Below are 12,708 nucleotides of genomic sequence, written 5' to 3'. Positions count from 1 at the left end.
GAGCGCATGCTGCCCCCCACGCCCGAAACCATCGCCCATCTGGAATCGCTCGACACCCGCCTGCGCTGGCTGTCGAGCTGGACCATCCACAACGCCAACCATCTGCGCGAGAGCCGCGACGGGCTGAAGGTGGGCGGCCACCAGGCCAGCTGCGCCAGCATGACCAGCATCATGGCCAGCCTCTATTTCGCCGCGCTTGGCCCCAATGACCGGGTGGCGGTGAAGCCGCACGCCGGCCCGCTGCTGCACGCCATCCATTATCTGCTGGGCAACCAGAGCCTCGAAAAACTGAAGGCCTTCCGCGCCTTTGGCGGGGCGCAGTCCTATCCCAGCCGCACCAAGGATGTGATCCCGGTCGATTTCTCCACCGGCTCGGTTGGCCTTGGCGTGGCGGTGACGGCCTTCGCCAGCCTGTTTCAGGATTATCTTGTTGCCCATGGCCGGCTGGCGCCGGAACAGATGGGCCGCATGATCGCGCTGATGGGCGATGCCGAGCTGGATGAAGGCAATATCTATGAGGCGCTGATCGAAGGCTACAAGCACGACATCCGGAATGTCTGGTGGATTGTCGACTACAACCGCCAGAGCCTTGACCACACCACGGCCGACCGCATGTTCCGCCGCTTTGACGACATGTTCGAAACCTGCGGCTGGCGGGTGATCACGCTGAAGCATGGCAAGCGGTTGCAGGCGGCCTTTGCCGCGCCCGGCGGCGCCGCGCTCGAGGCGTGGATCGATGCCTGCCCCAACGCCGATTATGCCGCGCTCACCTACCAGGGCGGGGCGGCCTGGCGGGCACGGCTGGCGGCTGATCTGGGCGATGCGATTGCCCCCGTGCTCGCCGGCCATGACGATGCGGCGCTGGCCTTGCTGATGAACGATCTTGGCGGCCATTGTATCGCCAGCCTGCTCGATGCCTATGCCGAGGCTGCCCGCGATGACCGGCCCTGCCTGATCATCGCCTATACGGTGAAGGGCAGGGGCCTGCCATTTGCCGGCCACAAGGACAATCACGCCGGCCTGATGACGCCGACCCAGATCGAAGGGCTGCGCGACAGCCTGGGGATTGCGCCGGGCGCCGAATGGGAGCCCTGGGCCGGGCTGGGGGACAATCAGGCCGCCGCGCTCAAGGCCTTTGTCGCGGCCAGCCCGGCTGCCCGCCTGCCGCACAACCGGCCGTTTGATGCCGTGCCGGTGCCCGCGATCCCGGTGCCGCAGGGCGAGGAACAATCCACCCAATCCGCCTTTGGCCGCATCCTGTTCGATCTGGCCAAGGCCGGCGGGCCATTGAGCGAGCGCATCGTCACCACCTCGCCCGATGTCACCGTGTCAACCGGCCTTGGCCCGTGGGTCAATGCCCGCGGCCTGTTCCGGCGGCAGCAGATGCCCGATGTGTTCCGGCAGGCCAAAATCCCCTCACCCCAGAAATGGCAGGGCGGCAGCGCCGGCCAGCATGTGGAGCTGGGCATTGCCGAGCATAATCTGTTTCTGGTGCTGGCCGCCGCCGGCCTGGCCGCGCTGCTGTTCGGCAGCCGGCTGATCCCGATTGGCACCGTCTATGATCCCTTCATTGCCCGCGGCCTCGATGCGCTGAATTATGCCTGTTACCAGGATGCCCGCTTCATTCTTGTCGCCACGCCGTCGGGCCTGACCTTGGGGCCAGAGGGCGGCGCCCACCAATCGATTAACCCGCCGCTGATCGCCATGGGTCAGCCGGGGCTGGTGCATTACGAGCCGGCCTATGCCGACGAACTGGCGCTGCTGCTGCATCACGCCTTTGGCCATTGTCAGGACCCGGCGGGGGAAAGCGTCTATTTCCGCCTCTCCACCCGCAGCATCGCGCAGCCGGTCCGCGCCGATTCCAATTGGCAGGCCGGCGCGATTGCCGGCGGTTACTGGCTGCGCCCGCCGGCACCGGGGGCAGAGGCCGCCATCGTCGCCATGGGCGCGCTGATGCCGGAGGCGCTGGCAGCGTGGGAGGCCCTGCGCGACGAGGTGCCGGGCCTCGGCCTGCTCGCCGTCACCAGCCCCGATCTGCTGCACCGGGGCTGGCGCGCCGCGCTGGCCGGTGACGGCACCGCCCATGTGGAAGGGTTGTTGGCCGCGCTTGCCCCCGGTGCGCGCCTGGTCACTGTGTGCGACGCCGCTCCGGCCAGCCTGTCGTGGCTGGGCGGTGTGCGCGGGCAGCGGGTGGTGCCGCTTGGTGTCGAGCGTTTTGGCCAGACCGGCGATCTGGTTGATCTGTTTGGCGAATATGGCCTTGATGCCGATGCCGTCACCGCTGCCATGGCCCGGGCGCTGGTGCCGCGCTGAACCTTCGGCCCTTGCCAATCCCGGCAAATGCCGCCATGGCGGATCCTGTGAAGGGTGCCCCGCGAGGGGCCTAACAGGGAACCCGGAAGATGGCGTGACGCCATGAGGCCGGGGCTGTGCCCGCAACTGTGACCGGTGAGTGGTCGCCCGAATTTGCCACTGGTGCCGCAAGGCGCTGGGAAGGCGGGGCGACCATGGTGACCCGGGAGCCAGGAGACCTGCCTTTCACGGTCGATCCTTCGTGCGGACGGGACCATCCGCGTGATCGGAGCATCGCCTCCGCGTGACGACACGAAGGGAGGTGACGCGTGCCACGATGGCCTTGTCTCACCATGACCTGCCTTGGCGGGCGTCTCCTCCTGTCTCAACCACAGGAGGTCACATGATCATCGCATCCATCATCCTGGCCGGGGCCGCCGCTGCCCCTGCCGCCGCAGAAACCATCGTCGTCACCGCCAACCGCACGCCGCAGCCGCTGAACCGGGTTGGCCAGTCGATCAGCGTGGTTGACCGGCCCGAGCTGGACCGCCGGCAGAGCCAGACCGTGTCAGACGTGCTGCGCACGCTGCCCGGCGTCACCATCGCTCGCAACGGCAGCCTGGGCGGGGTGACCAGCGTGTTCATCCGCGGCGCCGAAAGCGATCAGACCGTGGCGCTGATCGACGGCGTCAAGCTGAACGACCCGTCCACCGTGGGTGGCGGCTTCAACTTCGGCAATCTGCTGGTGGGCAATATCGAACGGATCGAGGTGCTGCGGGGCTCGCAATCGGTGCTGTGGGGCAGCCAGGCGATCGGCGGCGTGGTCAACATGGTCACCCGCCCGCCGACCGAGGATCTGCGTGTCAATGTGCGTGGCGAGGCTGGCTGGCGCAACACTGCCAATCTGGTGACCAATGTCTCGGGCAAGTTTGGCCCGCTGTCGGCCAGTGTTGGCGGCGGCTGGCTGCGCAGCGACGGGATTTCCAATTTTTCGGAACGTCGCGGCGGCCGGGAGCGCGACGGCTATGAGAATTTCGGCGCCAACGCCAATTTCAACCTGGCGCTGGGCGACGATGTCTCCATCGATGCGCGCGGCTGGTATTCGCGGGGCCGCTTCAACGCCGATGGCTTTGCCCCGCCCAGTTTCAGCTTTGGCGACGTGAACGAGGAGAATATCACCCGCGAGATCGTCGCCTACACCGGGCTCAACGCCGCCCTGCTGGGTGGCCGCTGGAAGAACCGGCTCGGCTTTGCCTATACCGATACCGATCGCCGCAACACGGCGCTGGATGGCGCGCCCTTCGTCACCTTCGACGGCCAGGGCCGCAACGAGCGGCTGGAATATCAGGGCGTTGTCGATGTCGCAACCGGTTGGCAGGCAACGTTCGGGGCCGAACAGGAAATCTCCCGCTACACCACGGCCAGCTTTGGCGGGGCGCCCACCTCGGCCCGGGCCCGCATCCAGAGCGTCTATGCCCAGGGCGTTACCAGCCCGGTGGAGGGCCTCACTCTCACCGCCGGGCTCCGCCATGATGATCACAACCGCTTTGGCGGGGCGACCACCTTTGGCGCCAGCGGCATCTATGTGCTCAGCGCCACCGGCACCACCCTGCGCGCCAGCCACAGCGAAGGCTTCAAGGCACCATCGCTGTTCCAGCTGTTCAGCAATTTCGGCAACCAGCAGCTGAAGCCGGAACGCTCGACCGGTTGGGACGCCGGGGTGACGCAAAGTCTGGCCGATGGCCGGCTGGAGATCAGCGCCACCTGGTTCCGGCGCGTGTCCAGCGATCTGATCATCTTCATCGGCTGCCCCGCGCAAACCGGCATCTGCGTGAACCGGCCGTTCGGCACCTATGACAATGTCGCCCGCGCCCGCGCGCAGGGGTTGGAACTGGCGCTGACCATGCGGCCAACCGATGCGCTGACCCTGCAGGTCACCCACGGCACGGTGGATGCCCGCAACACCACGGCCGGCAATGCCAACCAGAACCGCCGCCTCGCCCGCCGGCCGGAGATGAGCACCAGCCTGTTGGTGGATTATCGCTGGGGCTTCGGGCTGACGACCGGCGCCACGGTGACCAATATCGGCCGCAGCTTTGAAAATGCCGCCAACACCGTGGTGCTGCCCGGTTATACGCTGGTCGATCTGCGTGCGTCGCTGCCGATCGGCCGCCGTCTGGAACTGACGGCGCGGATCGAAAATCTGTTCAACGCCGTTTACGAGACGGCGTTGAACTTCGGCCAGCCCGGCCGCGCTGCCTATGCCGGCCTGCGCGTGACCCTGTGATGGCGACGATGCGCCTGTTGGCTGTGTTGGCGCTGGTGGCAACACCGGCGCTGGCACGGCCACAGCGCATCGTTTCCACCAATCCCTGCATCGATGCAGTGCTGCTGCAGGTGGCCGATGCCCGGCAGATCGCCGCCATCAGCCATTATTCCCAAGATCCCGCTGCCACCTCGATCCCGCTGGCCCAGGCCCGGCGTTTCCGCGCCACATCCGGCACGGCGGAGGAGATTGTGGCGCTGCGTCCCGATCTGGTGCTGGCCGGCGCCCACGAAGCGCCGGCCACCATCGCTGCCCTGAAACGGCTGGGTGTGCGGGTGGAAATGTTCGGTGTTGCCGACACGGTTGCGGCCAGCCGCGCCCAGGTGAATGCCATCGCCCGTGCCGCCGGCCAGCCGCAGCGTGGGGCCGCGTTGGCGGCGCGCATCGATGCTGCCGTGGCTGCGGCCCGCCGGCCGGGCCCGGCGGTGCCAGCGCTGATCTGGCAGGGCGATGGCCTGGTGCCGGGGCAGGGCACGCTCGCCGATGAACTGCTGCGCGTGGCCGGTTTCCGCAACGCCAGCGCCGCCTATGGCCTCAAGATGTGGGATGTGCTGCCGCTGGAATATCTCGCCGCCCGGCCGCCGCGCGTGCTGTTTGCCGATGCCCGCAACGACGATCGGATGAGCCGCCACCCCATCCTGCGCCGGCTGGCCGGCCGGGTGGTGATAGCACCCTTTCACGAACGGCTGATCAGTTGTGCCGGGCCCACGATCGTGCCGGCGCTGGCCCGGCTGGCCGCCGCACGGGCGCGCGTGTGAGCCGCCGCCTCATCCCCTTGTTGCTGGCGGCGCTGCTGCTGGCCAGCCTGTTGTCGCTGATCGCCGGCAAGGTGTGGATCGCGCCCGCCGCCGTGCTGGCTGGCGATGAACGCTGGGCCATCATCGCCGAATTGCGGCTGCCGCGCACGCTGCTGGCGGTGATCGTTGGCGGCGGGCTGGGGCTGGCCGGGGCTGCGATGCAAGGCTATCTGCGCAATCCGCTCGCCGATCCTGGCCTGTTCGGCGTGTCGGCCGGGGCGGCGCTGGGGGCGGTGCTGGCGATCTTCTTTGGCCTGTCGGCCACGCCCTATGTCTTGTCGGCCTGTGCGCTGGCCGGGGCCGGGGCTGCGATGGCGCTGCTGGCGGCGCTGGCCGGGCATAGCGGCAGCATCATCGTCTTCACCTTGGGCGGCGTTGTCATTTCCAGCCTGGCCGGCGCTCTCACGGCGCTGGTGATCAGCCTGGCGCCCACGCCCTTTGCCACCGGCCAGATCGTCAACTGGCTGATGGGCGCGCTCACCGATCGCAGCTGGAATGATGTGCTTGTGGCCGCGCCGTTGATGGCGCTGGGCGCCATCATCCTCGCCGGCACCGCCCGCGCGCTCGATGCCCTCACCCTCGGCGAAGCGGCGGCGCGCTCTCTCGGCGTCAACGCCAGCCGCCTGCAATGGCAGGTGATCATCGGCGTTGGCCTGATCGTTGGCGCCAGCGTGGCGGCGGCGGGCGTGATCGGCTTCATCGGCCTGATCGTTCCCCACCTGGTGCGCCCCTTCACCCGCCGCAGCCCCAGCAGCGTGTTGCTGCCCTCCGCGATGTGTGGAGCGCTGCTGCTGGTGGTCGCCGATGCCGCCGTGCGCGCCGCGCCCACGGTGAGCGAACTGCGTGTCGGCATCGCCATGTCGTTGCTGGGCGGACCCTTCTTCCTGGCGCTGCTGCTGCGCCTGCGCCGGAAACTGGCCTGATGCTGGCGGCGCGGGATCTCGTCCTCAAGCTTGGCGGCGCGCCGGTGCTGGCCGGCGTCTCGGCGGCGATTGCGCCGGGGCAGATCACCGCCATCATCGGCCCAAACGGCGCCGGCAAATCCAGCCTGCTCGCCTGCTTGGCCGGCCTGCAGCGCCCGGCCGCCGGCCAGGTGACGCTGGATGATGCGCCAGTCCTGGGCCTCGATCCCCGCCAGCGTGCCCGCCGCATCGGCTTCCTGCCGCAGGTGGCCGAAGTGAATTGGGACATTGATGTCGAAACGCTGGTGGCACTCGGGCGCCTGCCGCATCAGAGCGAGCCAGCCGCCGATGCCGCCGCCATCACCGCCGCCATGGCCGCCACCGATTGCGCCGGCCTTGCCGGCCGGGTGGTCAGCAGCCTGTCCGGCGGCGAACGCGCCCGTGTTCTGCTGGCCCGTGTGCTCGCCGGCCAGCCCGATTATCTGCTCGCCGATGAACCGCTCGCCAATCTCGATCCGGGCCACCAGCTCGACACGATCGCCTGCCTGCGCGCCGCGGCCGATGCCGGCACTGGCGTTGCCATCGTCCTCCACGATCTCGCCCTCGCTGCCCAGATCGCCGATCAACTCGTGCTGCTCCACAACGGCCAGGTCGCCGCCAATGGCACGGCCGCCCAGGTGCTGACCCGGGCCAATGTTGCAAATGTTTATGGCATCGATGTCGAGGTTCAGAACCAGCCCGACGGCCGCTTGCAACTCATGGTGAAGGGCCGCAGCCAACGCGGCTGATGGTCGGGGAGACAGGATTGGCTGCGCCATTCCTGTGTCGCTGAGCCGCTGCGCGGCGTCATATGGTCGGGGAGACAGGATTCGAACCTGCGGCCCTCTGCTCCCAAAGCAGATGCGCTACCAGACTGCGCCACTCCCCGACTGGCCTTTGCCCTAGGTGAAGCCCCTGAAAAGCGCAAGGCTGTCCCGCCGGATGAATCGTGGCGCGGTCCCAAACGGTTAGGGGTCAATTGCTGCTCAAGCATGTTTCTGAGGAAAATGGTGGACGCACTAGGGCTCGAACCTAGGACCCGCTGATTAAGAGTCGCTGCGCGCGCCATTTCTCCATCTTCCGCCCGGTTGCTATATCTCGGCATAAAATACATGAAATGAGTGTGTTAAGTGATATTCCTGATGACCGTCATTGCTCCCGTTTCCGCCTTCATGCTCGTTCCGGTGGTTGCTATGTGGTTGCTGAAACCGCTGTGATCGCGTAGCGATCATTGGTCACAAGAGGGCGGGCGAATGCCGAAGCTGACCAAATCAGTTGTTGATAGTCTGACATGCATTGGCACTGCTCCTGCATTCCTGTGGGACGACCAGCTACCTGGATTTGGAGTGAAGGCGCTGCCGTCCGGAGCGAAGAAGTTCTTCGTGAAGTACCGCGCTGGTGCTGGTGGGCGGCTGGCGAAGCAGCGATGGATTGCGCTTGGTTCCTTCGGGCAGTTGACCTGCGACCAGGCACGCGCTCAAGCGCAGCAAGTGCTGGCTGCAATCGCAAGAGGCGAAGACCCTCAAGGTAGCAAGTTGAAGCTGCGCGCAGCGCCTAGGCTCGACGATCTCTGGACAAAATTTGAGACCGACTATCTCGTTCGGCGAAAGCCTGTGACGCGACGGGAGTATGAGAGCCAGTGGCGGGACATCATAAGGCCGCATTTCGGCAAACAACTCGTGGTAGATATAACGCGCGCCGACATGGATCGGCTGCACAAAAGTCTTTCTGCCACGCCATATCGAGCGAACCGCGTGCTCGCACTTTGCTCGCGCTTGATGAACGTGGCTGAGGCCATAGAGTGGCGTCAGCAAGGCACCAATCCGTGCCGATACGTCGAGCGGTTCAAAGAAAAGTCGAGAACCCGCTACCTCTCAGGCATTGAGTTATCCAGGCTTGGTGAGTCACTCAAACATCTGGTTGCGATCGGTGACGTTCAGCCTAGTGCGGCAAATGCCATCAAGCTCCTGCTGTTCTCCGGAGCGCGGCTCAATGAGATTTTGCAGACTGAGTGGAGCTGGGTCGATTGGGAACGGCGGATCATCCTGTTGCCTGACAGCAAAACTGGTGAGAAACCTGTCTTCCTAAGTGAGGCGGCGTTAGAGATTCTGCGCGCGCAACGTGAAATGCAGCTGGCTTGTCCCAGCGCCTACATTTTCCCCGGGCGGTCGGCCGGCAAGTATATGATCAACTTGCGTAAGCCATGGATGCGTGTTTGCCAGCATGCCGGCATTTCCGGTGTGAGATTGCACGACTTGCGGCATACGGCGGCGAGCGTTGCCGTAGGGCAAGGGGCCAGTTTGGCCATTGTTGGGCGCCTGCTCGGTCACACACAGGCCCAAACCACTCTGCGCTATGCCCATGTCGACACAGACCCTGCGCTGCTAGCTGCAAACCTAATTGGAAATGTGGTTTCGGTTGCATTGGGCTTAAGTGAAACCAAGTCTGCTTAGTCTTGGATACCGAGAAGCTGCGTTAGTCCTGTTTGGGCAACAAAAGCAGCTAGCTTTGCCAGTTTTTGGCGTTATCGTAGACAGATGCGCTGCTCTAATCCTGCATTGTCGGCGTAATTTTTGAAATGCGCTGGCATAACAATCTTTTGTTACACTCTGCGTCGGATCTGAACGCATATCTTGGTTGTGCTCACGCCACAGCGCTCTACCTTCAAAAGCTGCTCAAGCCCGACAGCTTGCCAGACACTGCCGTTGATGATGACAGCGCCAAGCTTATTCAAGATGCTGGCCATGAGCACGAAGCTTCGTATCTGGCGCAGTTGCGCGCGATAACTGAGGTAGAAAGCGTCTCCAGTGCTGGCAGCCTAGAGGAACGTGCAGGTGCAACACTTGCCGCCATGTGCGCCGGGATGCCCATCATATACCAAGCGACGTTCCTGGCGCCGCCATGGCATGGCTTTGCCGACTTCATCCGCAGAGTGGACCACCCTTCGGACTTGGGCCCCTGGTCCTATGAGGTGATCGATACCAAACTCGCGCGAACGGCGAGCCCGAAGCATGTGCTTCAGCTCGGACTTTATTCTGATCTGATTGCGCGCGTGCAGGGGACGCCGCCGCACGAAATGCATCTTGTGTTGGGCGACGGCCGCGAAGAAAGCTTTCGGCGGAGCGAATTTGCATACACGCTCCAGGCCGCTGAGACGCGCTATCTGCGCTTCATCGAAAGCGGCGCCAGAGGCACCAGGCCAGAGCCGTGCGCAGCGTGCACGCTTTGTGGCTGGCGCGACTATTGCGGAGAGATCTGGGAAGCCGAAGACCATCTGTCCCAGGTTGCTGGTATGGCGCGCAGTCAGATTCTGAAGCTCCGTGCCGCAGGCATCGACAGCGTTGCTGCATTGGCAAACACGGCGCCGGGGACAAAGTTGCCGAAACTTGCGCCGGCGACATTCGAGCGTTTGCGCGCGCAAGCCGTGTTGCAGGTCGCGCGGCGGTCAGGTGAGCCTGCGGTCGAATTGCTGGAACTTGAGCACGGTCGAGGGTTTCTGCGCTTGCCCAAGCCCGACCCCGCCGACTTGTTTTTCGACCTGGAAGGGGACCCGCTTCATCCCGATGGCCTTGAGTATCTCTGGGGTCTCCATTGGCGGGAGGCGGGCTATGCCATGTTTCGTGCCGAATGGGCTCATGACCATGAGCAAGAGCGTATAGCGTTCCAAGGAACAATCGACTTCCTGACGGAGTATCTCGCTGAGAATCCCGGCGCGCACATTTATCACTACGCAGCCTATGAGATCACGGCGCTGCGCAAACTCTCCACCGCTTATGCCACGCGTGAAGCTGCGCTCGACGCACTGCTTCGTGCTGAAAAATTCGTCGATCTATATGCCATCACACGCCAGGCTGTACGGACATCAGAGCCGTCGCTCAGCCTGAAGGCTTTGGAAATATTCTTTGCCGAGAGGCGGAATGCCGCCGTCAAGCAAGCCGATCAATCGATCGTCTATTATCACCGCTGGAAGGAAACGCGCGACCAAGCGCTGTTGGACGACATTCTCGCTTACAACAAAGTGGATTGTGAAAACACCGAGGGGTTGCGCGACTGGTTGTTGTCGCTTCGACCTGTGGCCCTCGATTGGTGGACCAAGCCGGGGCCAGCGCCGGATCCTGAGAAGAGCGCGCTTGCCGCAGAGCGAGAAGCCCGGCGCGAGGCTTTGAGGCTCGCTGTAAGGGCTAATGCGGTTCGACTTTCGCCACGGGCGCGTGAACTTGTTGCCTATCTGATCGACTTCCATGCGCGCGCAAACAAGCCGGCGCAGTGGGCTGTCTATGACCGCTGCGGTCGCGATGAGGATGAACTCATTGACGACGCAGAATGCATCGGGGGCTTGGTTCCAGACGGTGAAGATTGGCTGCGGCCAGACAAGAGGTCAATCATCGCGCGTTATCGATTTCCCGACCAGGAAACCAAACTGCGCGAAGGCAGCGATGTCCTGCACGCGCCGACGCTGGCCAAGTTGGGCGCGGTCCACGCCATGGATCGCGACGCGGGTTGGGTGGAGGTCCGTCGCGGCGCAAAGTCGCCAGAGCCGTGGCCTCAAGCCGGCGCACTGATCCCAGGATGGCCTTTGTCCACCGAAGCCCTCGAACTGGCCGTTGAACGCGTCGCAGCGCATTTAGCGAGAAGTGCCGGGTCTACGGCCTATCAGGCGCTCGTCGACCTGCTGGAGCGTGCGCCGCCACGAATGAATGACTGGTCAGGCGGGGATCTTGTACTTCCGGGCGAGACTTTGATTGATGCAGCGACAGGGCGGGCGTTGGCGCTTGATGGCTCAACGTTGTTCATTCAGGGGCCGCCAGGTACGGGCAAGACGTACACCAGCGCGCATGTCATCATTGGACTGATTGCGGCTGGCAAGCGGGTTGGTGTTTCGTCCAACAGCCATAAGGCGATCAATAACTTGTTGGCCAAAGTCGAAGTGGTGGCAGCTGAACGCGGGGTTTCGTTTAAGGGCGCGAAAAAAGTCACGAGAGCCGATCCCGAAACCTACCTGTACGGGTCAATCATCGAGGACGTCCCCGATAACGAGACGGTTGAAGACGGCGACTATGACCTCATCGGGGGCACAGCGTGGTTGTTTGCGCGGGACGCAATGGACCAAACACTCGACTATCTGTTCATCGATGAGGCCGGGCAAGTTTCGCTTGGCCATTTGGTGGCCATGGGTGCGGCGGCACGCAATATCATTTTGGTTGGTGATCAGATGCAGCTTGGCCAACCGATCCAAGGCGCTCACCCTGGGGAGAGCGGCTTGTCCGTGCTGGATTACCTACTTGAGGGCGCGGCCACGATCGCCCCGGACCGGGGGATCCTTCTCGACACCAGCTGGCGCATGCATCCCGACATCTGCAACTTCATCTCTACCGTGGTTTATGATGGGCGGCTGAAGGCACATCCCGACTGTGCGCGGCAAACACTCAAACTTCGGGATCCGAACAGCCCTGTTTTGAAGCCGCATGGCATTCGCCTCCTGGCCATGAACCACGCGGGATGCAGTCAAGCCAGTGCCGCGGAGGTGGAAGAGGTCGAAGCCCTTTTTGCCGAGTTGCTTGGTGCGGCTTACATCGACCGAGCGGGCAAGGAAGGTGTTCTAGGCCTCGAAAACATTCTCGTCGTGGCACCGTACAACATGCAGGTCAACGCGCTGAAGTCGCGGTTGCCGGCTGGGGCGCGGGTCGGAACGGTCGACAAGTTTCAGGGCCAGGAGGCCGAGGTGGTCATCGTAAGCCTCACCTCCTCATCGCCTGATGATCTGCCGCGCCAAGTGGATTTTTTCTACTCGAAGAACCGTTTGAACGTGGCCATCAGCCGGGCGCGAACGCTCGCCATCGTGCTATCCAACCCGAGGCTGTTGGAGCTCAATGCAAAGACAGTTGAGCATTTGCGTTTGGTCAATACGCTAGCATGGCTGGAATCGGAGGTTGGAGGAGCGACATGAGCGTCGACAGCAAGCGCTATCTTGAGGAGTTTACCCAAGCGGCAATTGCTGCCGGTTTAGATATGGCAAAGCCTGGCCAAAACTGGGCGCCAATGCGACCACTTGTACCCGGATCGCACATCAGCCTCAGCGTCGCGCGTCATCAGATTCAAGTGAACTTGAACAATGAGCGAGATACAGACCGCCACCGGTATAATGCGCTAGCAAAGGACCGCGCTGCGATCGAGAAGGCGGTCGGTGAAGGGCTTAGTTGGGAGCAGAAGCCAGGCGTCAAGAAGTCCGCAATCCGTGCGACGCTGGATCAAGGTATTGAAGATGGTGACTGGCGTGCGCAGCACGAGTGGGCGATCGAGAAAATGAAAGCCTTCATGCGCGAGTTTGGCGCGCGGCTACAGTCTGTTTGAT

Annotated in this window: 8 protein-coding genes, 1 tRNA gene and 1 riboswitch; of the genes, 8 read left to right on the top strand and 1 reads right to left on the bottom strand. The window is 63.8% G+C overall.

From position 1 onward, the window contains the following. Positions 1-6 precede the first annotated feature (6 nt). The 5 genes from AC6BOR_RS04195 to AC6BOR_RS04175 all read left to right on the top strand — a co-directional run bounded on the left by AC6BOR_RS04195 (position 7) and on the right by AC6BOR_RS04175 (position 7,105). Complete coding sequence (locus AC6BOR_RS04195; RefSeq protein WP_498059946.1) at positions 7-2,313, top strand: thiamine pyrophosphate-binding protein; 2,307 nt, start codon at positions 7-9, stop codon at positions 2,311-2,313. Positions 2,314-2,348: 35 nt separating this feature from the next. Then, a riboswitch (cobalamin riboswitch) is annotated at positions 2,349-2,553 on the top strand. Between the two features lie 142 nt (positions 2,554-2,695). Further along, complete coding sequence (locus AC6BOR_RS04190) at positions 2,696-4,579, top strand: TonB-dependent receptor plug domain-containing protein (RefSeq protein WP_498059945.1); 1,884 nt, start codon at positions 2,696-2,698, stop codon at positions 4,577-4,579. A gap of 8 nt (positions 4,580-4,587) precedes the next feature. Continuing rightward, complete coding sequence (locus AC6BOR_RS04185; RefSeq protein WP_498059944.1) at positions 4,588-5,376, top strand: ABC transporter substrate-binding protein; 789 nt, start codon at positions 4,588-4,590, stop codon at positions 5,374-5,376. Next, the gene (locus AC6BOR_RS04180) at positions 5,373-6,338 is read left to right on the top strand and encodes a FecCD family ABC transporter permease (protein ID WP_498059943.1); all 966 of its coding nucleotides are present in this window, start codon (positions 5,373-5,375) and stop codon (positions 6,336-6,338) included. The genes AC6BOR_RS04185 and AC6BOR_RS04180 overlap by 4 nt, the downstream gene beginning before the upstream one ends. Then, positions 6,338-7,105, top strand: a complete 768-nt coding sequence (locus AC6BOR_RS04175) for an ABC transporter ATP-binding protein (protein ID WP_498059942.1) — start codon at positions 6,338-6,340, stop codon at positions 7,103-7,105. Before AC6BOR_RS04180 ends, AC6BOR_RS04175 begins: the two co-directional genes overlap by 1 nt. A gap of 63 nt (positions 7,106-7,168) precedes the next feature. On the opposite strand, the gene AC6BOR_RS04170 is transcribed toward AC6BOR_RS04175, so the two are convergent. Beyond that, positions 7,169-7,245: transfer RNA gene (locus AC6BOR_RS04170), tRNA-Pro, on the bottom strand. Between the two features lie 364 nt (positions 7,246-7,609). Between AC6BOR_RS04170 and AC6BOR_RS04165 the strand changes: the two genes are divergently transcribed. The 3 genes from AC6BOR_RS04165 (at position 7,610) to AC6BOR_RS04155 (ending at position 12,707) form a co-directional block, all read left to right on the top strand. Next, on the top strand, positions 7,610-8,809 hold the full coding sequence (locus AC6BOR_RS04165) for a tyrosine-type recombinase/integrase (protein WP_498059941.1): 1,200 nt from the start codon (positions 7,610-7,612) through the stop codon (positions 8,807-8,809). A gap of 125 nt (positions 8,810-8,934) precedes the next feature. Then, a complete protein-coding gene (locus tag AC6BOR_RS04160; RefSeq protein ID WP_498059940.1) occupies positions 8,935-12,303 on the top strand; it encodes a TM0106 family RecB-like putative nuclease in 3,369 nt (1,122 codons plus the stop codon). Then, the gene (locus tag AC6BOR_RS04155; RefSeq protein ID WP_498059939.1) at positions 12,300-12,707 is read left to right on the top strand and encodes a DUF4268 domain-containing protein; all 408 of its coding nucleotides are present in this window, start codon (positions 12,300-12,302) and stop codon (positions 12,705-12,707) included. The genes AC6BOR_RS04160 and AC6BOR_RS04155 overlap by 4 nt, the downstream gene beginning before the upstream one ends. Position 12,708: the final 1 nt, after the last annotated feature.

The sequence above is a fragment of the Sandarakinorhabdus sp. FBCC-B8862 genome, assembly GCF_059745315.1.
This window is presented reverse-complemented; position numbering and strand designations above follow the sequence as displayed.